The organism is Acrocarpospora corrugata, from assembly GCF_009687845.1.
Lineage (GTDB): Bacteria > Actinomycetota > Actinomycetes > Streptosporangiales > Streptosporangiaceae > Acrocarpospora > Acrocarpospora corrugata.
This window is the reverse complement of sequence record NZ_BLAD01000066.1, coordinates 69,627-92,203: the sequence shown is the minus strand read 5'-3', so window position 1 is coordinate 92,203 and position 22,577 is coordinate 69,627. Positions and strand designations below refer to the sequence as shown.

The 22,577-nt window shown below is 70.5% G+C and carries 18 protein-coding genes; 15 read left to right on the top strand and 3 right to left on the bottom strand.

Annotation, left to right across the window (positions count from 1 at the left end; translation table 11 throughout):
- The first annotated feature begins 6 nt into the window (after positions 1-6).
- The 4 genes from Acor_RS26330 to Acor_RS26315 all read left to right on the top strand — a co-directional run bounded on the left by Acor_RS26330 (position 7) and on the right by Acor_RS26315 (position 7,036).
- Entirely contained in the window at positions 7-1,851 is a 1,845-nt protein-coding gene (locus tag Acor_RS26330) for an ATP-binding protein (protein ID WP_246239129.1), read from the top strand.
- Positions 1,852-1,951: 100 nt separating this feature from the next.
- Complete coding sequence (locus Acor_RS26325; RefSeq protein ID WP_155339422.1) at positions 1,952-3,106, top strand: exonuclease SbcCD subunit D; 1,155 nt, start codon at positions 1,952-1,954, stop codon at positions 3,104-3,106.
- A gap of 61 nt (positions 3,107-3,167) precedes the next feature.
- Positions 3,168-5,798 (top strand): AAA family ATPase, encoded by a 2,631-nt coding sequence (locus tag Acor_RS45570; RefSeq protein WP_155339421.1) that lies wholly within the window; start codon positions 3,168-3,170, stop codon positions 5,796-5,798.
- Between the two features lie 257 nt (positions 5,799-6,055).
- Positions 6,056-7,036: a hypothetical protein gene (locus Acor_RS26315; protein ID WP_155339420.1), complete on the top strand. Its 981-nt coding sequence runs from the start codon at positions 6,056-6,058 to the stop codon at positions 7,034-7,036.
- 172 nt (positions 7,037-7,208) lie between these two features.
- Here Acor_RS26315 and Acor_RS26310 read toward each other — a convergent pair whose 3' ends face one another.
- The 3 genes from Acor_RS26310 to Acor_RS26300 all read right to left on the bottom strand — a co-directional run bounded on the left by Acor_RS26310 (position 7,209) and on the right by Acor_RS26300 (position 13,328).
- On the bottom strand, positions 7,209-9,416 hold the full coding sequence (locus Acor_RS26310) for a hypothetical protein (RefSeq protein ID WP_155339419.1): 2,208 nt from the start codon (positions 9,414-9,416) through the stop codon (positions 7,209-7,211).
- A gap of 84 nt (positions 9,417-9,500) precedes the next feature.
- On the bottom strand, positions 9,501-11,045 hold the full coding sequence (locus Acor_RS26305) for a glycoside hydrolase family 10-like protein (protein ID WP_246239127.1): 1,545 nt from the start codon (positions 11,043-11,045) through the stop codon (positions 9,501-9,503).
- Between the two features lie 165 nt (positions 11,046-11,210).
- The gene (locus tag Acor_RS26300; RefSeq protein ID WP_155339418.1) at positions 11,211-13,328 is read right to left on the bottom strand and encodes an elongation factor G-like protein EF-G2; all 2,118 of its coding nucleotides are present in this window, start codon (positions 13,326-13,328) and stop codon (positions 11,211-11,213) included.
- Between the two features lie 192 nt (positions 13,329-13,520).
- On the opposite strand from Acor_RS26300, the gene pgsA reads away from it, so the two are divergent.
- The 11 genes from pgsA (at position 13,521) to ruvA (ending at position 22,572) form a co-directional block, all read left to right on the top strand.
- On the top strand, positions 13,521-14,150 hold the full coding sequence (gene pgsA, locus Acor_RS26295; RefSeq protein WP_246239125.1) for a phosphatidylinositol phosphate synthase: 630 nt from the start codon (positions 13,521-13,523) through the stop codon (positions 14,148-14,150).
- On the top strand, positions 14,137-15,045 hold the full coding sequence (locus Acor_RS26290; protein ID WP_155339417.1) for a phosphatidylinositol mannoside acyltransferase: 909 nt from the start codon (positions 14,137-14,139) through the stop codon (positions 15,043-15,045). Before pgsA ends, Acor_RS26290 begins: the two co-directional genes overlap by 14 nt.
- The gene (locus tag Acor_RS26285; RefSeq protein WP_155339416.1) at positions 15,042-16,172 is read left to right on the top strand and encodes a glycosyltransferase family 4 protein; all 1,131 of its coding nucleotides are present in this window, start codon (positions 15,042-15,044) and stop codon (positions 16,170-16,172) included. Before Acor_RS26290 ends, Acor_RS26285 begins: the two co-directional genes overlap by 4 nt.
- Positions 16,169-16,696, top strand: a complete 528-nt coding sequence (locus tag Acor_RS26280) for a hypothetical protein (protein ID WP_155339415.1) — start codon at positions 16,169-16,171, stop codon at positions 16,694-16,696. The genes Acor_RS26285 and Acor_RS26280 overlap by 4 nt, the downstream gene beginning before the upstream one ends.
- 78 nt (positions 16,697-16,774) lie before the next feature.
- Entirely contained in the window at positions 16,775-17,782 is a 1,008-nt protein-coding gene (locus Acor_RS26275) for a DUF3048 domain-containing protein (RefSeq protein ID WP_155339414.1), read from the top strand.
- Positions 17,783-17,888: 106 nt separating this feature from the next.
- Positions 17,889-18,797: a pyridoxal 5'-phosphate synthase lyase subunit PdxS gene (gene pdxS / locus Acor_RS26270; RefSeq protein WP_218034493.1), complete on the top strand. Its 909-nt coding sequence runs from the start codon at positions 17,889-17,891 to the stop codon at positions 18,795-18,797.
- Positions 18,791-19,375 carry a pyridoxal 5'-phosphate synthase glutaminase subunit PdxT gene (gene pdxT / locus Acor_RS26265; protein WP_422664839.1) on the top strand — a complete coding sequence of 195 codons (585 nt, stop codon included), beginning with the start codon at positions 18,791-18,793 and terminating at the stop codon, positions 19,373-19,375. Before pdxS ends, pdxT begins: the two co-directional genes overlap by 7 nt.
- A gap of 3 nt (positions 19,376-19,378) precedes the next feature.
- On the top strand, positions 19,379-20,158 hold the full coding sequence (locus tag Acor_RS26260) for a YebC/PmpR family DNA-binding transcriptional regulator (RefSeq protein ID WP_155339411.1): 780 nt from the start codon (positions 19,379-19,381) through the stop codon (positions 20,156-20,158).
- A 44-nt stretch (positions 20,159-20,202) separates the two neighbouring features.
- Positions 20,203-21,354: a GNAT family N-acetyltransferase gene (locus Acor_RS26255; RefSeq protein WP_155339410.1), complete on the top strand. Its 1,152-nt coding sequence runs from the start codon at positions 20,203-20,205 to the stop codon at positions 21,352-21,354.
- A 79-nt stretch (positions 21,355-21,433) separates the two neighbouring features.
- Positions 21,434-21,958 (top strand): crossover junction endodeoxyribonuclease RuvC, encoded by a 525-nt coding sequence (ruvC, locus tag Acor_RS26250; RefSeq protein ID WP_155339409.1) that lies wholly within the window; start codon positions 21,434-21,436, stop codon positions 21,956-21,958.
- Positions 21,955-22,572, top strand: a complete 618-nt coding sequence (ruvA, locus tag Acor_RS26245) for a Holliday junction branch migration protein RuvA (protein ID WP_155339408.1) — start codon at positions 21,955-21,957, stop codon at positions 22,570-22,572. Before ruvC ends, ruvA begins: the two co-directional genes overlap by 4 nt.
- Positions 22,573-22,577 lie beyond the last annotated feature (5 nt).

Below are 22,577 nucleotides of genomic sequence, written 5' to 3'. Positions count from 1 at the left end.
GCAGTCGTGCTGGACGGACGTGTGTGCCGTGCGGCGACGGGAGGGGAAGGCGTGGCCGTGGAAGCCGCCAACGGAGTCGGCCCGGAGCTGGCTGAGGCCGCCGGGGCCGAGGTGTCCGCTGAAGTCGTGGGGCGGGTTCTGGGCACGCAGTCGGCTTCGCCGCTGTCCTTCTGGGTCGGGCTGGAGCCGGGCAAAGTGGTGCAGCTCGACGACGTGGTGGTGACCCGGCGGGACGTGCCGGGGCATGGGCCGGTGCTGGTGGCGGGGATCGTCACCAAGGTCGAGGCCCGGCACGAAGGGGCCGCGTTCGACTCGGACGTGTTCCTGATCGCGGACGGGAGCCTGCCGGCGGCCGTGGTGGAGGTGGCCGAGGTCAAGGTGACCCGCATCGAGCCGGAGGTGTTCGTGCCGCCGCTGCCCGGGGCGCTGGCGTATCGGGCGCAGGGGGCGGAGCGGGATCAGGCGCTCTACTTCGACGTCATGGAGCGGCGGGTGCCGATGGGGCTCGGGCGGGACGGGCTGCCGACGTATGTGAACTTCGACTTCCTGGACGGGACGCGGGGGGCGCACGTGTCGATCTCGGGGGTCTCCGGGGTCGCCACCAAGACCTCGTTCGCCACCTTCCTGCTCTACTCGATCTTCCATTCGGGGATGCTGGGCGCGGAGGCCGCCAACACGAAGGCGCTGATCTTCTCGGTCAAGGGTGAGGACCTGCTGTTCCTCGACTACGACAACATCCGGCTGGACGACGTGGCCCGCGACCAGTACGCCCGGCTGGGCCTGCCCGCGCGGCCTTTCCGGAGCGTGCACGTGTTCGCGCCGCCACGGCCCGGAGACGTCAACGCGGTCCCGCACGTGTCTGCACGCACGCGCGGGGTGAGCGCGTTCTACTGGACGCTGGCAAGTTTCTGCGAGCAGGAGCTGCTCCGGTTCGTGTTCGCGGATGCCGACGACGAGCGGGCGCAGTACAGCCTGCTGATCGGGCAAATCGCGGCCCGACTGAAGGCCGCCGCGCAACCGGCGGGGGATTCGGGCGCGATCCGCTTCGAGGACGCTCCGGTGTGCCGGACTTATACGGATCTGGTGGACTTCATTGATGATCGGCTCACCAATGAGAGCACCCGGGTCGCCTGGACTGGCGCACCGATGCCATTGGGGACGATCAACGCTTTTCTGCGGCGGCTGAGGACGTCCATCCGGGCCCTGTCCCCGATCGTCCGGGGCGACCTCCCGCCGGGCGAGCCGCACATGATCGCCACCTCCGACGCCCAGGTCTCCATCGTCGACCTCCACAACCTGCCCGAGCGGGCTCAGCGCTTTGTGGTCGGCGTCGTCCTGCGCGGCGAGTTCGGCCGCAAGGAAAGCACAGGCTCAGCCCGCCCGCTGCTCTTCGTAGTCCTGGACGAACTCAACAAATACGCCCCACGCGAAGGCGACTCCCCAATCAAAGAAATCCTCCTCGACGTGGCCGAACGCGGACGCTCGCTCGGCGTCATCCTGATCGGCGCCCAACAGACCGCCTCCGAAGTCGAACGCCGAATCGTCGCCAACTGCGCCATCCGCGTCGCCGGTCGCCTCGACCCCGCCGAAGCCGCCCGAGCCGAGTACGGCTGGCTACCCCCCACATCCAGGGAACGTGCCACCATCGCCAAACCCGGCACGATGTTCGTCGCCCAACCAGAGATCCCCGTCCCCCTGACCATCTCCTTCCCCTTCCCCGCCTGGGCCACCCGCCCGGCCGAAGCAGGCACACCACCCCCCTCAACCAAAGGCCCATCCAGACAAATCACCACCGACCCGTTCGCCGGATTGACCTCAACTGCCCCAGAGGACGACATCCCACCCTTCTAGATCGCACTGCACACCCCGACCCCAACACCGACAAACCACTTCGCTCCGACAAGCTGTTCGCTCCGACAAGCCGACCCGACTGCATCCGATGAGGAGTCTGATGAAGATCCTGCACACCGCCGATTGGCATGTGGGCAAGGTGCTCAAAGGGCGTGGGCGGCTGGATGAGCATCGGGCGGTGTTGCGGGAGTTGGTGGGGATCGCGCGTAGTGAGGATGTGGACGCGGTCATCGTGGCGGGGGATGTGTTCGACACGTCCGCGCCCACGCCGGAGGCGCAGGCGCTGGTGATGCCGGCGTTGATGGCGCTGCGGGAGGAGGGGCGGCAGGTGGTGGTGCTGGCGGGTAACCACGACAATCCGTACCTGCTGGATGTGTATCGGCCGGTGTTGGGGGCGCTCGGGATTCAGGTGCTCGGCACGTTCCGGCGGCCCGATCAGGGTGGGGTCATCACCTTTAAGGCGCGGTCGGGGGAGCCGGTGCGGCTTGCGGTGCTGCCGTTCCTGTCCCATCGGCATGTGGTGCGGGCCGCCGAGGCGCTGACGGACACGGCCGCTGACAACAACCGCAACTACGCGGAGCGGTTCGGGCGGCTCACCGCCGCGCTGACCGCGGACTTCACGGCCGACACCGTCAACCTGGTGAGCACCCACGGCACCCTGCCGGGCGGCCGTTTCGGCGGCGGCGAACGCGAGGCCCAGTCGATCTTCTCGTACTATTTCGAGGCCACCGCGTTCCCGTCCACCACCCAGTACGCGGCCCTCGGCCACCTGCACCGCCGCCAGCAGATGCCCGGCCCCTGCCCGATCTGGTACAGCGGTTCCCCCCTCGCCGTCGACTTCGGCGAGGAGCGCAACACTCCGGGGGCGCTCCTGGTCAGCGTCGAGCCAGGCAGCCCGGCGGTGGTCCGCGAGGTGGCGATCACCTCGGCGCGGGCGCTGGCCACGGTGACCGGGACGCTCGACGAGCTGGAAGCGATGGCCGGCGACCTGGCCGACACCTGGCTGCGGGTGATCGTCGCCGAGAAACCCCGGGCGGGCTTGGCCGACATCGTCAGGGAACTGCTGCCAGGCGCCCTCCAGGTCGACCTGGACGAACGATTCCGCCCCACCCAGGCGAGGCGGCGCGACAGCGGCCAGGGCGCTGCGTCACGCGGCCCCCGGGACCTGTTCCGCGACTACCTCGGCTCCACCGGCCGCGACGATCCCCGCCTGTCCGCCCTCTTCGACCGTCTCCACGACGAGGTGACGAGCTGATGCGCCCGTTCCGGCTGTGCCTGGAGAGTGTTGGACGTCTCCGTGATGAGGTGGCGAGCTGATGCGTCCGATCCGGCTGTATCTGGAGAATTTCGGCAGTTTCCGCGCACCGGTGGAAGTCGACTTCGCCGAGGTTGACTATTTCGCCCTGGTGGGCGCGACCGGTTCCGGTAAGAGCACGGTGATCGACGCCATCTGCTTCGCCCTTTATGGCACGGTGCCGCGCTGGGGCAAGGAGAACGTGGTCGCTTATGCGCTCGCGCCTTCGGCCACCTCCGGCCGGGTCGCACTGGTCTTCGAGGGGGCGGGACGTCGGCACGGCATCGTGCGTACCCTGCTCAGGGACGCGAAGAACAGCGTGCGCACCAAGGAAGCCCGGCTCGACGAGCTAGACCCCGCGATCCCGCCTGGCTCGCCGATGACCGAGCTGCTGGCCGGGGTGCGGAGCGCGGTGGCCGAAGGCGAGAACGTCACGACCGAGGTGCAGCGCATCACCGGCCTCGAATACAAGTTCTTCACCCAGTGCGTGGTCCTGCCGCAGGGCCGGTTCGCCGAGTTCCTGCACGCCCAGCCCCGCGAACGCCAGGACCTGCTGGTCCAGCTCCTGGACGCCGACGTCTACGAGCGGATCCGGCAACGGGCAGTCCAGGAGGAAGCCGCCGCCAAACAGCACGCCGAGTTCGCCCGCAACGAACTCGCCCGCCTGGCCGGCGCCGACGAACGCGCCGAACAGGCCGCCACCCAGCGGTTCGAAGCTCTGACGGAACTCGCCGCCAGATTGGGCGACGAACTGACCACCCTGACCACCCACGACGACACCGTCCGCCGTCTCCACGAGGAACAACGGACCGCGGCCGGTGGCCTGGCAACACTAACCCGGCTGATCATCCCGTCCGACGTCCCCGGCCTCGCCGACGGCCTGCGCGCCGCCGAGGAGTCGGTCCGCGCCGCGAGCGCCACCGTGACCACCTTGGAGCAGGCGGAACAACACGCGGAGAACGCCCTCAGCACCCTCGGCGACCGCTCTGCCCTGGTTGACCGAGCGGCTCTCCTCGAGGAATACCTACGCCTCACCGCCGAGGCCACCCAAGCCCGCACCCAGGCCGACACCGCCACCGCCGCCCTCCCCGAAATCACCGACCGAGCCGCCTCAGCCGAAGCCGCCCTCACCCAGGCCGAAAAACAACGCGACCGCCTCCGCGTCGCCCACGCCGGCGCCGAGGTAGCCCACGCCATCACCATCGGCGAACCCTGCCCCGCCTGCCTCCGCCCGGTCACCGACCTCCCACACCACCCCGCCCTGGCGGCCCTGACCACCGCCGAAACCGCCGTCAAAACCGCCCGAAGGCACGCAGACGACGCACGCTCCCAACACACCAGAGCGACGACCAGAGCCGATCTCCTGATCGCCCAGGCCAGCAACCTCTGCACCGACGCCACCCGCGCCGCAGCCGCCCTGAGAACCACCGCCCCGGTTGGCCCGATGAGGACCGCCGACGCCGCGCGGACGGGCGACGCGTTGAAAGTTGGCGACGCGGCTGGCGCGTTGAGGGTCGATGATGCCGGGCGCGGTGCTGGCGGCTTGGGGGCCGACGGAGAGCGAGTTGTTGGCCATGCCGGGAAGGGTTTGGTTACGGAGGAGGCGGCGCGGGGTGAGTTGGCGTGGATCGTGGGGGCGTTGCGGGCGTTTGATGATGCGGTTGGGGCGTTGACGGTGGCTCGGCAGCGGTCGCGGCAGGGGCGGGAGGCGGTTGGTAAGGCGGAGCGGGTGTTTGGGGGGATGCGGGGGCGGGCTGAGCAGGCGTGGCGGGAGTTGGATGGGGCGCGGGACACGGTGGCGGGGTTCAGGCCGCCGCCGGTCGATCGTGGGGATATTCATCGGGCGTGGGTGGCTTTGCTGGGGTGGCGGGATCAGGCGGCTGAGGCGGAGCGGGTGGCGGGGCGGGAGCGGGCGGAGCGGCTCGCGATGGCGGTGCGGGTGCGGGATGAGCAGCGGGCGGGGCTGGTGGGCAGGCTGGCGGAGTACGAGTTGGTTGTGCCGCCGGACTTCACGCCTCTGCGGATCGGGCAGGCGCTGGCCACCACGGTGGCGCAGGCGGAGAACAGGCTGGAGCGGGTCAGGGAGGCCCGGGAGCGGGCCGAGCAGCTCGCTAAGGAAGTGAGCCGCTGGGACGAGGAGGCCAGGGTCGCGCACGAGCTCGGGCTGCTGTTGCGTGCCAACCAGTTTGAGCGCTGGCTGTGCGCGGAGGCGCTGGAGCTGCTGGTGGCCGCCGCTTCCGAGACGCTCAGGGATCTCTCTGACGGTCAGTATGAGCTGGTTCTGGGCGGCAAGGGCGAGATCGAGGTGGTCGACTACGCGGAGGCCGGGATGCGGCGGAACGCGCGCACCCTCTCCGGCGGCGAGACCTTCCAGGCCGCGCTGGCGCTGGCGCTCGCCCTCTCCGACCAGGTCGCAGGACTGGCCGCGTCCGCCGCCCGCAGCCTGGACTCGATCTTCCTGGACGAGGGCTTCGGCACACTCGACCCGGCCACCCTCGACACCGTCGCCACCACCCTGGAACGCCTGGCCTCCGGCCACGAACGCATGATCGGCGTAGTCACCCATGTGCCCGCCCTGGCCGACCGGGTGCCCATCCGCTACGAGATCACCCGCGACCAGACCGGCTCCCATGTCCAAAGGACCACCAGATGAGCGCCACCCTGCAGCGGTCCGGCTTCACCTTTGTCCAAAGGGCCACCAGATGGGCGCGTGCCTGCAGCGGTCCGGTTTCACCGTTGCCCAATGGACCATCAGATGAGCACTACCCTGCAGCGGTCTGGTTTCACTTTGTCCGAAGGGCCACCAGATGAGCGCGAGCCTGCAGTGGCCCGGTTTCACCTTTGTCCGAAGGGCCACCCGATGAGCATCACCCAGCGCTGGCCCGGATTCACCGTCCAAAGGATCACTAGATGAGCACTACCCTGCAGCGGCCTGGATTCACCGTCGACCCGTGGGACCCCGGGTATGCGGCGGCCGTCGCGGTGGAGGCGCTGGCCGAGTTGGAGGGTAGTTCGGCCGAACTCGACCTGGAGGTGGAGGTCCCGGCGCCGGAATGGCGGCCGATCACGCCGCCGGTGGGTACTGCGCCGCCCAAGGTGCTGCTGATCGCCGATGGGGTGCGCAGAATCGATGCCCGGGTGTGGGTGCATGGCGGGCCGGAGGAGATGCCGGTGGCCGGGATCGCGGCCTCGTACGCGGCCGGGATCGTTCGCTGTGTCCCGGGCGGCGACACGCCCGCGGCGCTGGCCGCCGTGGAGGTGCGGCGGTCCCTGTTCAGCTCGGCCCCAAGCGCGCCGGAGGCGGTCACTCCCTTGGCTGTCTATCAGGCCGAGCAGAGCGGCGACGGCGGCTTGGACGACCTGTCCCTGGCGCTGCAGCGCCGCCTGACCGAGCTTGAGGTCACCCTGGCGATCAACTACCGCGCCGAATCTGGCGAGGACGACCTGCTCCTCGTCGACGGGCCCCTCCGGGGTCGCACCCACCTGCCGAGCACCGTCGGCTACGTGAAAACCCACCACACGTCCTACCTGCCGAAACCCCAGGCGGCCGTGGTGCCCGCCCTCGTCCGAGGCCAGCGAACCCCCGTCTTCCGGATGGGCACCAGCTGGCAACGGCACGCCTGGTACGTGAAACTCCCCGTCCGCTCGCAGACCCCTTGGGCCGGAATCGCCCGCTGCGAAGCCGGAGCCGACCTCTCGGTCCCCGAAGTCGTGGCTCTCGCCAACGCGATCACCCTGGTGCTGCCATCGATGGCGGGCGTCGACTACAAGGACCCGCGCGCCCCCCAGAACCTGGTCCCGATCGGCGGCCTGGAAAAACTACTCCGCCACCGCCTCGGCGATCCCGGCCTGCTTTACCGCGCGCTGCGCTCTGCGGCCACCAGCTCCTGATCGGGTTCCCCGTCCTGCTCTTCTGGGCGCTCTGTTCGGCGGCGAGCGGTTCCCGGCTTGCTCCTCCGCGCGTTGCGCTCGGCAGCGACCGGCTCCTGATCGGGTTCCCGGCTTGCTCTACCGCGCACTGCGTCCAACTGTCATCGGCTGCTGATCGGGTTTCCCGGTGTGCTTATCGGGGGCCGGGTTCGGCTGTTACCAGTTCCGGGTCGGGGTTTTCTGCGGGGGCGAGTTGGATGGCTCTGATGCCTGCGCTCAGGACCAGGGGGACGGCCAGGGCGAGGGCCATTGACAGTACGGCGGCGCCGGAGTCGTTGACCAGCATGCCTACCACGCCGCTGACCAGGGCGCCCAGGAGGCCTGCTTTGAGCATGGGTGCTCGGTCGAATGCCACTGGCAGGACCCCGGCGGTGGCCGCGCCGGGGCGTAGGAGGGCGAAGATGAGGAAGGCGAAGGCGGCGATGACGACGGGCATCAGGTTTGGGCTGAGCAGGGTGTGGAGCATTGCCTCCAGTTTGCGGGTGATTACTGGGAGGAAGGTGCCGTCGATTACCTGGCCGACGAAGCGTCCGAGGTGGGTCTGGGAGGCGGGGGGGCGGGTGTAGTCCAGGTAGGCGATGGCCATGACGATTACGCCGCCGGCGACGCAGAACGCCGCCAGTTTGACGATCGAGACTCGCTTGCCGGCGACGATCAGGGTCGCTACCGCGATGCCGGGGACGAAGGCGATCACGCCGCCGAAGTCGCTGCCGACGCCGGGCCAGCCGTCGAGGATCATGGCGAAGATGCCGAGGCTCGCGACCAGGATGACGGCCGGGCGTCGCCGGCCGTGCCGTACCAGAGTGTCGGCGGCGGCGGTGGCGACCAGGAGGACGGCGGTGGCGAGGAGGGCGAACGGGATGTTGCCGAGGCCGTAGTAGCGTGCGCCGACTACGCCGGTGTAGCCCATCACGCTGTTGAGCTGGAGGGTTGTGCCGGTCAGCAGGTCGCCGAGCAGGACTGCCGCCGTGACTCCGGCGACCACGCCGAGCGGCAGCAGGATGTTCTCGTGGGGGTGGGCGAGCAGTTTTGGTGACGCGAGAGCGAGCGTGGCGAGGATCGCGGCGAACAGGACGATTCCGGCGGCCAGTGTCAGGGTGGGGGCTCCGGTGGACGCCCAGGGGGTGAGGTTGATCAGGTAGGTGGCGGCGGGGATGGACGCCAGGGCGACCGCCGCGACTCTGACGCCGCCGAGGCCCTTGCGGCGGCGGAGCAGCAGGAAGGCGGAGACGTAGAACAGGACCTGCAGGACGGCGAGGCAGGTGAAGAAGACGCCGCCCATGTCGCGGATCGTCTGGCCGGCGATGTCGGCGGTGCGGAGCCGGTCGACCGCGTCGGCCAGCGCGATGGGCTCGCCGGGTGTCCAGGCCTGGCCGATGACCGTCGCGGAGATGTCGGCTGAGGACCAGCCTGCGGCGAGAAACAGGCTGGTGGTGAGGTCGGGCAGGATGACCATGTCGTCGCGGTGAGTCGACGCCGCGCCCAGCAGGCGGGTCCCCGCCGGAGCGCCGGAGGAGCCGGGGGCGTCGGAGGAGCCAGCGGTGCCGGAGGAACCAGGGGTGCCAGGCACGTCGGAAATGCCGGAGGTTTCCGGGGTGCGCATCATGGCGACGCGTAGGTGGGGGACGGAGCCGTGGTCGGCGAGGCCGGCGAGCAGTACGGTGGCGGAGGGCGGGAGCCCGGCCAGGACGAGGCCTACCTGGGTGTCGGCGGTGTGGACGGCGGCGCGGCGGGCTTCGGGGGTGAGCTTTTCGGGGGTTTTGGTGAGCTTTTCGCCGTCCAGGTAGGGGCGGATCAAGGCGTCCACGTCCACCGCGACGACCGGGCAGCGGGACCAGTCGGTGACCTGGTCCGCGGACGGCTCGTAGAAGTCGACCGCGCCGGTCGCGTCGGAGAGTGCCAGGGCCGCGCCAGGGCCGACCGCCAGCGTGCAGCGGTCCGAGCCGCGGATCCGGCCCACTGTGCCCGCCGTGGGCACGCCGACGACCGAGGCGAACCAGCCGAACTCGCGGAGCGCGGGCCTGCTCTGGGCGGTGTCGGGGGCGGGGGACAGGCCGCAGCGGGAGCCCACCGCCGACCGCAGGCCCGCCGAGACGGTCAGCCAGCCGTCGTACGGGCAGGTGACGCTGCCGACCGTGCGGACCGAGAGGGAGCCGACGGCGCTCTGCCCGGCCAGCCGCCACAGGTGGGGGGTGTCGGTGGCGTTGACGTCGCTCCACATCAGCCCGGGGACGCCGATCAGGGCGACCCGTCCAGGATTGATGGGCTCCGCCCCGGCCGGCGTGGCGGTGAACGCCAGGCCGCACAGGATGACGGCCAGCCCGAACAGCGCGCGCCTCACCGAATGACCTCCCCGAACTTGTGAACGGCAAGGGGCACCGTAGGGGCTGGGCACCCCCGCCGTCCAGGTGGCGGCCCTGTTCGGCTAGGGAAGGGTGATTCTGGCGCTCGTGGGGGCGCTCTCGTTGTGCAGCCGGTCCAGCGCGGTCACGTGGAAGACGCCGCCCGACGGCAGCCGGTACGCGGGACTGCCCCCGGCCGGGATCACCGCGACCAGGTTGCGGCCGTCGGCGGTCGCGCACCCGTCCGGCTCGGCGGTCCGGTACACGGCGTAGGCCCGCGCGCCCGGCTGGGCCGCCCACACCAGCGAGCCGCCCTCGGCCTTGACGCCGGTGGGCGCGGCCGGAGTGCCCTTCGGCATGCTGCTGATCAGCGGCAGCAGCGCCGGACGGGCGTAGTGCGCGTCGGCCAGCCGGTCCATCACCTTGAGCGGGTTGTTCTGCACCTGCTTGGCGCTGAAGTACACATCCCCCTTCACTTCCGGATATTTCCGGTTCAGCGTGAGATGTGCCGGCATTTCGCCCGGCTTCGACCAAGGCCCGCCGGTGCCGACCTGGTAGAGCGCCTGCCCGATGTACAGGTCGACCCCCGTGCCGCGCACGGTCTTCGCCCACCAGGGCACCAGGACCTTGTAGTCCGCGATGACCAGCCCGCGCGGCCAGTAGATCTGCGGCATCACGTAGTCGACGGTCCGCGCCTTGATCCACGCCTTCGCGTCCGCATAAATCATGTCGTAGGCGGACATGCCTTGGGTGTTCGAGCCGTCCGGGTCGTTGGTCCTGTTGCGCCAGATCCCGAACGGGCTGATGCCGAACTTCACGTACGGCTTGGTGCCGTGCACCGCCTTGGACACCTGGGCGACCAGCTTGTTGACGTTCTCCCGCCGCCAGCCGGCCAGCTTCTTGCCGTTGCCGTACCGCCGGAAGGCGGCCGAGTCGGCGAACGCCGTACCGCCCCCGGGGTAGGGGTAGAAGTAGTCGTCGAAGTGGACCCCGTCCACGTCGTACCGCGACACCACGTCCTTGATCACGCTGGTCACGTGGTTGCGGACCTGCGGCAGGCCGGGGTTGTAGTACAGCCGGCCCTCGTGCTTGACCGTCCACTCCGGGTGGACCCGGGCCGGATGCCCGGCGGGCAGCGTCGAGATCCGGTCGTCGTACGCCGCCCGGTACGGATTGAACCAGGCGTGGAACTCCAGCCCTCGCTTGTGCGCCTCGTCGATCAGGAACGGCAGCGGATCCCACCCGGGGTCGCCGCCCGCCCGCCCGGTCAGGTACTGCGACCAGGGCTCCAGCGCGGACCGGTAGAAGGCGTCCGAGGCGGGCCGCACCTGAAGGAAGACGGCGTTGAAGTTGCGCCTGGCGGCGGTGTCGAGCAGCTTCACGTACTCACCGCGCTGCCGCGCCGGGCTCAGCCCGGTCTTGGACGGCCAGTCCAGGTTGTGCACGGTGGCGATCCACATGCCGCGCAGCTGCCGCTTCTCACCCGCGGCGGCGCAGCTCGACGTGGGGGCGGTGCTCGCCGTGTCGGTCCCGGTGGCCGCGATCCCGGGCGTGAGCGCGTACGCCACCGAGGCCACGGACGCGGCGACGGTCGCGACGGCGATCACTTGACCCACTTGTCGTTTCACAGAGCCCACCAAGCCTCCCGGGAGAACGGCTTCTCAGTGTTGCATCGCCGCGCGGGTGCTTTGGCCGGAAAAAAGAAATCGACTCGTGATGCGCGTGTGACAAAAAGCACGTAATGGGAAATGCCCGAGCGCCGGCCGGATGAAACGGCCGGCGCTCGGAAACCCCTAATCCACGGTGGTCGCGACCTTGTCCGCGAGATGTGAGGGCAGCGGTTCGTAGCGAAGGAAACCGCGATGGAACGACCCGGTTCCATGCGACATGGATCGTAGATCTATTGCGTATCTGGTGATTTCCAGCTCCGGCACCTCGGCCCGGACCAGGGTGCGCCCGGTCCCCACCGCCTCGGTGCCCAGCACCCGCCCGCGCCGGGAGGACAGGTCCGACATGACCGCGCCAACATACTCGTCCGACACCAGTACCGAGACCTCGTCGACGGGCTCCAGAAGCAGCGCGGGCACCTTCGCGGCGGCCTCCCGCAGGGCCAGCTGCCCGGCGATCTGGAACGCCATGTCGGAGGAGTCGACCGAGTGCGCCTTGCCGTCGTAGAGGGTGACCCGGATGTCCACCATCGGGTAGCCGGCCACCACGCCGCGGTCCATCTGGGCCCGGACGCCCTTCTCCACCGACGGGATGAACTGGCGCGGCACCACGCCGCCGACGATCTTGTCGACGAACTCGAAGCCGCCGCCGGACGGGAGCGGTTCCACCTCGACGTGGCAGACCGCGTACTGGCCGTGGCCGCCGGTCTGCTTCACGTTGCGGCCCATGCCCTGGGCCCGGCCGCCGAACGTCTCGCGCAGCGGCACCCGCAGCTCGATCTTCTCGACCTCGACGCCGTGCCGTTTGGCCAGCCGGTCCAGCAGCACGTCCGCGTGGGCCTCGCCCATGCACCACAGCACCAGCTGCCGGGTCTCGGCGTTGTTCTCCAGCCGCAGCGTCGGGTCCTCGGCCACCAGCCGGCCCAGCGCCTGCGACATCTTGTCCTCGTCGGCCTTGGACTTGGCCCGGATCGCCACCGGCAGCAGCGGGTCGGGCATCTCCCAGGGCGTCATCAGCAGCGGGCGCTCCTTGTCGGAGAGCGTGTCGCCGGTCTCGGCGTGGGCCAGTTTGGCGACCACGCAGACGTCCCCGGCCACGCATTTGCCGATCGTCCGCTGGGTTTTGCCGAGCGGCGAGGTGAGCGCGCCGATCCGCTCGTCCAGGTCGTGCTCGCGGTCCGGGACGTGCCCGGAGACGTGCACGGTCTGGTCCGGGCGGAGCGTGCCGGAGAAGACCCGGACCAGGCTGATCCGTCCCACGTACGGGTCGGAGGTGGTCTTCACCACCTCCGCCACCAGCGGCCCGTCCGGATCGCAGGGCTGCACTCTGACCGCCTTGCCGTCCAATGTGGTGATCTCGGGCAGCCGGTGCTCCGGCGGGCACGGGAAGCCCTGCGTGATCACTTCCAGCAGCTCCGGCAGCCCCACCCCCGGCGCGGTGGCCAGCACCGGGTGGAACCCGGCCCGCGCCACGGCCTTCTCCAGGTCGTCGATGAGGACCTTGGTGTCGATCTCCTCGCCGGAGAGGTAACGGTCCATCAGGGACTCGTCCTCGCTCTCCTGGATGATCCCTTCGATCAGCTCGCCGCGGTACTGCTCGATCAGCTCCAGCTGCTCCGCGTCGGGTTCCCTTTCGGTACGGCTCCCGCCCGAATAGTCGAAGTGCCGCTGCGACAGCAGCCCCAGCAATCCGGTGCCGTCCACCGGGAGGTAGAGCGGGGCGACGCCGTCCCCGAAGGCGTCCTGGCAGGAGACGAGCACCTCGTCGAAGTTGGCCCGCTGATGGTCGATCTTGGTGATGACGACCGCGCGCGGCATGCCGACGGTCGCGCACTCGTCCCAGAGCATCCGGGTCAGCCCGTCGATGCCCTCGGCGGCCGACACCACGAACAGCGCCGCGTCCGCCGCCCGCAAGCCCGCCCGCAGATCGCCGACGAAGTCGGCGTAACCGGGCGTGTCCAGCAGGTTGATCTTGATTCCGTTGTGGACCACGGGAGCCAGGGACAGGTTCACCGAACGCTGCTGGCGCACCTCGACCTCGTCGAAGTCGCTGACCGTGGTGCCGTCCTCGACCCGGCCCGCGCGCTGCACGGTTCCCGTGGCCGCCAGCAACGCCTCCACCAGAGTCGTCTTGCCTGCTCCGGAGTGGCCGACCAGCACGACATTGCGCACCATGTCCGGCCGATCGGCCGTGGGCGCCCTGCCCGCGGCCCCTGATGTCCCTCCGCCATTTCTTTCCGCCACATCGCCTCCCGGGTCTGAGAAGGTCGCGAGCGGTCGTTCCGGCCGGGCCGTGACACGTGCGCAGCCGGAGCGGCCGCCCCCGGCCGCAGCTTCGCGCCCTTCGCACCCCCGGTACTTAAGGCGCGTGTAACCCACCCTTTACCGATGTGCCCCAGATCACAAGACCCTTGCTGCGATTGTGGGTCCCCCGGAATGCCCTACGATCGGACCGCGATGCTGAACGTCCTACGCCCCGTGATCGCCCGAGTCATGACCCCGCTGGGCCGGGTGCTGGCCAAGCACGGCGTCTCGCCGAACGTGATCACCGCGGTCGGGACCGCCGGGACCGTCGCCGCCGCGCTCGGTTTCTACCCGCGCGGGCAGCTGGTCTTGGGCACGCTGGTCATCACCTTCTTCGTCTTCGCCGACATGCTGGACGGCGTGCTGGCCCGGCTGTCCGGCACCGGGTCGACCTGGGGCGCGTTCCTCGACTCCACCCTGGATCGGCTCGGCGACGCCGGGATCTTTTCCGGGCTGATCATCTATTTTGTCCTGTTTGACCAGTTTATCCTCGCCGGGGTCGGGCTGTTCTGCCTGGTCTCCGGGGCGCTGGTGTCGTACGCGAAGGCGCGCGCCGAAGGGCTCGGGATGACCGCCAACGTCGGCATCGCCGAACGCGGCGAGCGGCTGCTGATCGTGCTGGTGGCGGCGTTCGTGGACGGGCTCGGGGCGCCGTTCGTGCTGGCGGTGGCGCTGTGGGCGCTGGCGGCGATGAGCGCGGTCACGGTCGGCCAGCGCATGGTCAACGTCTACCGACAGGCGGTCGCGCATGACGCTCACTGACCGGATCGTCGCGGCCGCGTACGCCGCGGGCTGGTCCGTGGTCAAACACCTCCCCGAGCCGGTCGCCACCCGGGTGTTCCGCGCCATCGCCGACGTGGTGTGGCTGCGGCGCGGCAAGTCGGTGCTCCGGCTGGAGAGCAACCTGGCCCGGGTGACCGGCAGGGACAAGACCGACCCTTACGTCCGCGAACTGGCCAGGGCGGGCCTGCGCTCCTACTTCCGGTACTGGATGGAGGTCTTCCGCCTCCCGGCCATGGATCACCAGAAGATCGTCGAGCGCACCCACGTCGACGAGGGGCAGCACATCTTCAACCCGCTGGAGAACGGGCGCGGCGTCGTGATCGCGATCCCGCACACCGGCAACTGGGACGCGGCCGGAACCTGGATGATCGGCTGCGGGCACCGGTTCACCACGGTCGCCGAGCGCCTCAAGCCGGAGTCGCTGTTCGAGAAGTTCGTCGCCTTCCGGGAGGGCCTCGGCATGGAGGTGCTGCCGCTCACCGCGAAGGGCGGCGGCACCGCGCACGCCTTCGGCACGCTGGCCAGACGGCTCAGGGAGGGCAAGGTGGTGGCGCTGCCCGCCGAGCGCGACCTGACCGCCACCGGCGTCGAGGTGGACTTCTTCGGGGCCCGCGCCCGGATGGTGGCGGGACCCGCCCTGCTGGCCATCCAGACCGGCGCGGCCCTGGTGCCCGCCGTGCCGACGTTCGAGGGCGCAGAATGGGGGCTCCAGGTGTTCGAGGAGATCCCCGTGCCCGCCGAGGGCACCCGGCAGGAGAAGGTCGCCGCGATGACCCAGGGCATGGCGATCGCCTTCGAGAAGGGCATCGCCGAGCACCCCGAGGACTGGCACATGCTGCAGCGGCTCTGGCTGGACGATCTGGAACCGCGGTGAGGATCGGCATCGTCTGTCCCTACATGTGGGACGTGCCCGGCGGGGTCCAGGCGCACGTCCGGGACCTGGCCGAGGCGCTGATCGAGGACGGGCACCGGGTGTCGGTGATCGCGCCGGCCAGCGACGACGCGCCGCTGCCCGGGTATGTGGTGTCGGCGGGGCGGGCGGTGCCGGTGCCGTACAACGGGTCGGTGGCCCGGCTGACGTTCGGGTTCCTGTCCGCGAACCGGGTGCGCAAGTGGATCCGCGAGGGCCGGTTCGACGTGCTGCACGTGCACGAGCCCGCGGTGCCGTCCATCGGCGTGCTGGCCTGCTGGGTGGCGCGCGGCCCCATCGTGGCCACCTTCCACGCCTCCTACCAGCGGTCCAGGGCCATGTCGGTGGCCGCGCCGATGCTGCAGAGCGCGCTGGAGAAGATCACCGGCCGGATCGCGGTCTCGGACGCGGCCCGCAAGACCCTGGTCGAGCACCTGGGCGGCGACGCCGTGCTGATCCCCAACGGGGTCACCGTGGGGCGGTACGCGGAGGCCGAGCCGCTGCCCGGCTGGGGCCCGGACGGCGACGTGATCGGCTTCCTGGGCCGGATGGACGAGCCGCGCAAGGGCCTGCCGGTGCTGCTGGAGGCGTTCGCCAAGCTGGCGCAGGAACGCCCCAGGCTGCGGCTGCTGGTGGCCGGGCCAGGCGACGCCGACGACGTGTACCAGCGGGTGCCCGCCGGGCTGCACGACCGGATCGGCCTGCTCGGCCTGGTCAGCGAACAGGACAAGGTCCGCGCCTACCACTCGGTGGATCTGTTCTGCGCGCCCAACCTGGGCGGCGAGAGCTTCGGCATCGTGCTCACCGAGGCCATGTCGGCGGGCGCGCCCATCGTGGCCAGCGACATCCCCGCGTTCCGGCGGGTGCTCGGCGAGGGCCAGGCGGGCGCGCTGTTCGCCACCGGCGACGCCGGCGCCCTGGCCCGCACGGCCGGCGCTCTGCTGGAGGATCCCGCGCTGCGCGCCAAACTGTCGGCCGAGGCCAGGCTCGCGGTCCGCAAGTACGACTGGTCCACGGTCGCCAGGGACGTGCTCCGGGTGTACGAGACCGTCGTCGGGGCACCGGTCATCCTGGAGGACGAGCCCCTGTGACCACCACGGTGGTCCTGGTCGTGGGCGCCATCGTGCTGCTCACGGCCGTCTACATCTCCTGGCGGGCCGGCCGCCTGGACCGGCTGCACATCCGCCTGGAGACCGCTCAGGCCGCGCTGGACGCCGCCCTGCTGCGCCGCTCCGCCGTCTGCCTGGAGCTGGCGGGCTCCCGGCTGCTCGACCCGGCCACCTCGCTGGTGCTGGCCGCCGCCGCGCACGAGGCCCGCACGGCCGGCCCCGACGAGCGCGAGCACGCCGAGAGCGACCTGTCCAGGACCCTGCGCGCCGTCGTCGACCAGGAGCGTTTCCGCGAGAAGGTGCACGCCCCCGAACTCCTGGACGAGCTGGACACCGCCGTGGCCAAGGTCGTCTACTCGCGCCGTTTCTACAACACCGCCGTCGGCGTCACCCGGATCGCGCAGCGCCGCTGGCTGGCCCGTACGCTGCGGCTGGCCGGCCACACCGCCTATCCGCGCTTCTTCGAGATCGACGACGCCCCGCCGATCGCGCTGGCGACCGAATAGCGTTTTACACACTCTGACCGATTTCTCAGCAGGCCCGGGTAAGCTCTTGCCGTTTCATATCGGGAGGAGACTGGTTCGGTGCGGGCAAATCGGGTCATCGCTGTCGCGCTGGCGTCGGGATTGGCGCTGCTGGCGGCGGCTTGCTCCGCCGACGACCCGCCCGGCACACAGCCGCAGGCGGCCGGCGTGGACGAATCCCAGGCCCCGCCGCCGCCCCCGGAGCACCCCTTCACCGGCATGCCGGTGAAGGCCCGCCGCCCGGTGCTGGCCGTCAAGATCGAGAACACTTCGTCGGGCAAGCCGCAGATCGGCGTGGACAAGGCCGACATCGTCTACATCGAGCAGGTCGAGGGCGGCCTGACCCGGCTGATGGCCATCTTCTCCTCGCGCATCCCCAAGGAGGTCGGCCCGGTCCGCTCGGCGCGCATCTCCGACCTGCACATCCTGCCCATGTTCGGGAAGCCGGCGCTGGCCTACTCGGGCGTGCAGACCAAGATGATCCCGTTCGTCCAGGAAGCCTCGCTGTTCGACGTCTCCGACAGCGCCGCGCCCGCCGCCTACTTCCGCTATCCGGGCCGGTACGCGCCATACAACCTGGTCGGCACCCCCAGCAAGCTGCTGCGCGAGGCCGCTAAGGCGACCAAGGCCAAGGACATCGGCTTCGTCTTCTCCGACGAGCCGCCCGCCGGGGGCGTGCCCAAGAAGAGCTACGGCGTGCGCTACCCGGCCGCCCGGTTCACCTTCGGCTGGAGCGCCGCGGAGAAGCGCTGGCTGGTCTGGCAGGACGGCGAGAAGGACATGGCGGCCGGCGGCGGCCAGCTCGGCGCGGCCACCGTCGTGGTGCAGTACACCAAGACCGAGCGGTCCCAGTTCCACGACGTGAACGGCAGCTACACGCCGCTGGTGCACTCCACCGGCAAGGGCACCGGGATCGTGCTGCGGGACGGCCAGGCGTACAAGGTCAACTGGGAGCGCCCGACCGAGGCGGACGGCACCTCCTTCACCACCGCCGACGGGAAGCCGATGACGTTCGCGCGCGGCCCCGTGTGGGTGGTTCTGGCGTCCAGGAAGCCGATCCAGCCGTAGGACAGCCTGTCCAACTTCCCCGGCGGCCCCTGACAAAGTGGTACGTCCGGGAGGGCAGGGCCCGACGCCTAGGATGGAATTGTCCCGCTTACCAGCAGTGTGAGGTATCGCCGTGTCTACCCCTGAAGTCACCCCGTCCGTCGGAACCGCCCGCGTCAAGCGAGGGATGGCCGAGATGCTCAAGGGAGGCGTCATCATGGACGTCGTCACCCCGGAGCAGGCGAAGATCGCCGAGGACGCGGGCGCGGTCGCGGTCATGGCGCTGGAACGAGTGCCCGCCGACATCCGCGCGCAGGGCGGCGTGTCCCGGATGAGCGACCCCGACATGATCGACGGCATCATCGCCGCGGTGTCGATCCCGGTCATGGCCAAGGCCAGGATCGGGCACTTCGTGGAGGCGCAGGTGCTGATGTCGCTCGGCGTCGACTACATCGACGAGTCCGAGGTGCTCACCCCCGCCGACTACGCCAACCACATCGACAAGTGGAAGTTCACCGTGCCCTTCGTGTGCGGCGCCACCAACCTGGGCGAGGCGCTGCGGCGGATCAACGAGGGCGCCGCCATGATCCGCTCCAAGGGCGAGGCGGGCACCGGCGACGTCTCCAACGCGGTCACCCACATGCGCACCATCCGCGGCGAGCTCAAGCGGCTCGCCTCGCTGCCCGAGGACGAGCTGTACGTGGCGGCCAAGGAGCTGCAGGCGCCGTACGAGCTGGTCGCCGAGGTGGCCAGGACCGGCAAGCTGCCGGTGGTGCTGTTCACCGCCGGCGGTATCGCCACCCCAGCCGACGCCGCCATGATGATGCAGCTCGGCGCCGAGGGCGTCTTCGTCGGCTCCGGCATCTTCAAGTCGGGCAACCCGGCCGAGCGTGCCGCCGCCATCGTCAAGGCCACCACCTTCCACGACGACCCCGACGTCATCGCCAAGGTGTCCCGCGGTCTCGGCGAGGCCATGGTCGGCCTCAACGTCGACGAGATCCCGGCCCCGCACCGGCTGGCCGAGCGCGGCTGGTGACTGACGTGAAGATCGGCGTGCTCGCCCTGCAGGGGGATGTGCGCGAACACCTGGACGCCCTGGCCGAGGCCGGGGCGGCCGGTTTCCCGGTCCGGCGTCCCGAGGAGCTGGACGCCGCCGACGCCCTGGTCATCCCGGGCGGCGAGTCCACCACCATCTGGAAGCTGGCCACCGCCTTCGAACTGCTCGAACCGCTCCGGATGCGGATCAAGGCGGGGCTGCCCGCGTACGGCTCCTGCGCCGGGATGATCATGCTGGCGGACCGGATCGAGGGCGGCGTCGAGGGGCAGCAGACCCTGGGCGGCATCGACATGGTGGTCCGCCGCAACGCCTTCGGCCGCCAGGTCGACTCCTTCGAGGCCGACCTGGACTTCGCCGGGCGCGGGCCGCTGCGCGCGGTCTTCATCCGCGCCCCCTGGGTGGAATCGGTGGCCGCCGATGTCGAAGTGCTGGCCCGCGCTGGCGATAGGATCGTCGCGGTCCGTCAAGGGCCACTGCTCGCGACGTCCTTCCACCCGGAGCTCACGGGTGACGCGCGGGTCCATTCGTATTTCGTAGAGATGGTAAGGGAGCTCTAGGCGATGTCCGGCCACTCCAAATGGGCGACGACGAAGCACAAGAAGGCGGCGCTCGACTCCAAGCGCGGCAAGCTCTTCGCCAAGCTCATCAAGAACATCGAGGTAGCGGCCAGGACCGGCGGCCCCGACCCGGAGGGCAACCCGACCCTCTTCGACGCCATCACCAAGGCCAAGAAGAGCTCGGTGCCGAACGACAACATCGAGCGGGCCCGCAAGCGCGGCGGCGGCCTCGAAGCCGGCGGCGCCGACTGGCAGACCATCATGTACGAGGGGTACGGGCCCAACGGCGTCGCCGTCCTGATCGAGTGCCTCACCGACAACCGCAACCGGGCCGCCTCCGAGGTCAGGGTCGCGCTCACCCGTAACGGCGGCTCGCTGGCCGACCCGAACTCGGTGTCGTACATGTTCAACCGCAAGGGCGTCATCCTGGTGTCCAAGCTGGTCTCCGAGTCCAAGGCCGGCCGGGTCGAGCTGACCGAGGACCAGATCCTGGACGCCGTCCTGGACGCGGGCGCGGAAGAGGTCAACGACCTGGGCGAGTCGTTCGAGATCGTGTCGGAGGCGTCCGACCTGGTGCCGGTGCGCCAGGCGCTGCAGCAGGCGGGCATCGACTACGACTCGGCGGAGAGCAGCTTCATGCCGTCGATCAGCGTGCCCGTGGACGAGGACGGCGCGCGCAAGGTGTTCCGCCTGATCGACGCGCTGGAGGACTCCGACGACGTGCAGAACGTGTGGGCGAACGTGGACGTCTCCGACGAGATCCTGGAGAAGCTCGACGCCTGAAATCAGGTCGCTTCAGGCTAATCCTCGCAATACGGTAGGCCGTTGTGGAGATTCGTGATCTGACCGAGGCCGACCTGGACGCCGTGCTGGACGGCCGCAAGCGGGCCTTCGGGCCGCTGTCCGAGGGATCGGCGGCCGTCTGGCGGAAACTGGTCCTGCCGTTCCTGGCCGAAGGGCGATATCTGGGGGCCTTCGCCGGGAACCGGCTGGTCGGCACGGCGCGGATCAATCCGTACACGCAGTGGTGGCATGGGCGGCCGGTGTCGATGGGCGGGGTCGCCAGCGTCACCGTGTCGCCGGAGGACCGCGGCCGGGGCGCCGGGCGGCAGATCATGCTCGCCGTCATCGAGCGCGCCGCCGAGCTCGGGCACCTGGTCTCCGCGCTCTACCCGGCCACCACCCACGTGTACCGGCGGCTGGGCTGGGAGCACGCGGGCGCCCAGCTGATCGCCGCCATCCCGGCCGAGGCGCTGCGCCGCGTCACCGCCGCCGAGCCGGTCGCGCTCCGCCGGATGGGGCCGGGCGACGCGGCCGAACTGCGGTCGGTGATCGCCCGTGTGTACACCGCCACCCGCGCCTCCGGGCCGATCCTGTACGACGAGGAGACCTGGCGGCTCTGGCTCGACGACGATGACGACTTCTGCTACCTCGCCGACGACGGGTTCGTCACCTACAGCTGGTCCGGCGAGGACATCCGGGTGGACAACCTGGTGGCCGGATCCGAGGCCACCGCCCGCGCGCTGTGGGCCATGGTCGGCACCCACGCCACCGTCGCCAAGCAGGTCAGGGCCCCGATCATGCCCGACGACCCGGTCTTCTGGCTGCTCGCCGACCGCAAGGAGGACACCCTCACGCAGCCGCGCTGGATGTTCCGCCTGCTCGACGTGGCGGAGGCGATCGAGGCCCGCGGCTACCCGGCCGCCGTCACGGTGGACGCCGTCGTCCAGGTCCAGGACGCGCAGCGGCCCGGGAACAGCGGCGGCTGGCGGATCGAGGTCGGCGGCGGATCCGGCGCAGCCACCCGCGCCGATTCGGGCGCCGGGCCGGTTCTCGGCATCGGCGGCCTGTCCGCCCTGTACGCCGGAATCCCCGCCTCGACGCTGCGCCGCGCCGGTCTGCTGACCGGCCCCACTGACGAAGACGAGGCGCTGGATGCCGCGTTCGCGGCCAAACCGTACATGCTCGACTACTTCTGATCGTGTCCTGCGTGCTTGCGCGGTCCCGGTGGAGTAAAGTCTCCGCCGAACAGGTGTTCGGTGGAGTGGGGGTCTGGGCGTGCTCAGGGTGTTGGGGGTCGATCCCGGGCTGACCCGCTGCGGGCTCGGCGCCGTCGAAGGACGGCCGGGCGCGCCGCTCAGCCTGGTGGCCGTCGGCGTGGTGCGCACGCCCCCCGACGCCGAGATCGGCGCCCGGCTGGTCGCGATCGAGGCCGGGATCGAGCAGTGGCTGGACGAGGTGCGCCCCGACGCGGTCGCCGTCGAACGGGTCTTCGCCCAGCACAACGTGCGCACCGTGATGGGCACCGCGCAGGCCGCCGCCGTCGCGATCGTGTGCGCCGCCCGGCGCGGGCTGCCGGTGGCGCTGCACACCCCTTCCGAGGTCAAGGCGGCCATCACCGGCAGCGGCACCGCCGACAAGAAGCAGGTCGGCGCCATGGTGACCCGGCTGCTCCGGCTCGACGCGATGCCCAGACCGGCCGACGCCGCCGACGCCCTCGCCCTCGCCATCTGCCACCTCTGGCGCGGCGCGGCCCAGAACCGCCTGGCCGACGCACTGGCCAGGGCCAAGGGGAAGCCGTGATCGCCTCAGTCTCCGGCCGGGTCACCGCGCTGGCCCCGGACGCCGCCGTGATCGAGGTCGGCGGCGTCGGCATCCTGGTCCACTGCACCCCCGGCACCCTCGGCACCATGCGGATCGGCGAGCCCGCCCGCCTGGCCACCTCCCTGGTGGTCCGCGAGGAGTCCCTCACGCTGTACGGCTTCGGCTCCGACGACGAACGCGTCGTCTTCGAGCTGCTGCAGACGGCCAGCGGCGTCGGCCCCAGGATCGCGCTGGCCATGCTGGCCGTGCACACCCCGAACGCGCTCCGCGTCGCGGTGGCCTCCGCCGACCTCAAGGCGCTCACCCTGGTCCCCGGCATCGGCCAGAAGGGCGCCCAGCGCATCGTCCTGGAACTCAAGGACAAACTCGGCACCCCGGAGGAGGTCGTCAACGCCGCGCTCAACGGCGGGCGGCGCGCGCCCTGGCGCGAGCAGGTGCACTCCGGCCTGGTCGGTCTCGGCTACTCCACCAGGGACGCCGACGAGGCCGTCGCCGCCGTCGCCCCGGAAGCCGACTTGGAGACCGCGGCGGGCCGCGCCCCCCAGGTCGCCGTGCTGCTCAAGGCCGCGCTCCGCTCGCTGAGCGTGCGATGACCGTG

Excerpts from the sequence above, each read along its gene's own strand:
- Acor_RS26325 (WP_155339422.1), top strand. The coding sequence starts at position 1,952 with ATGAAGATCCTGCACACCGCCGATTGGCATGTGGGCAAGGTGCTCAAA.
- Acor_RS45570 (WP_155339421.1), top strand. The coding sequence starts at position 3,168 with ATGCGTCCGATCCGGCTGTATCTGGAGAATTTCGGCAGTTTCCGCGCA.
- Acor_RS26315 (WP_155339420.1), top strand. The coding sequence starts at position 6,056 with ATGAGCACTACCCTGCAGCGGCCTGGATTCACCGTCGACCCGTGGGAC.
- pgsA (WP_246239125.1), top strand. The coding sequence starts at position 13,521 with ATGCCCTACGATCGGACCGCGATGCTGAACGTCCTACGCCCCGTGATC.
- Acor_RS26290 (WP_155339417.1), top strand. The coding sequence starts at position 14,137 with ATGACGCTCACTGACCGGATCGTCGCGGCCGCGTACGCCGCGGGCTGG.
- Acor_RS26260 (WP_155339411.1), top strand. The coding sequence starts at position 19,379 with ATGTCCGGCCACTCCAAATGGGCGACGACGAAGCACAAGAAGGCGGCG.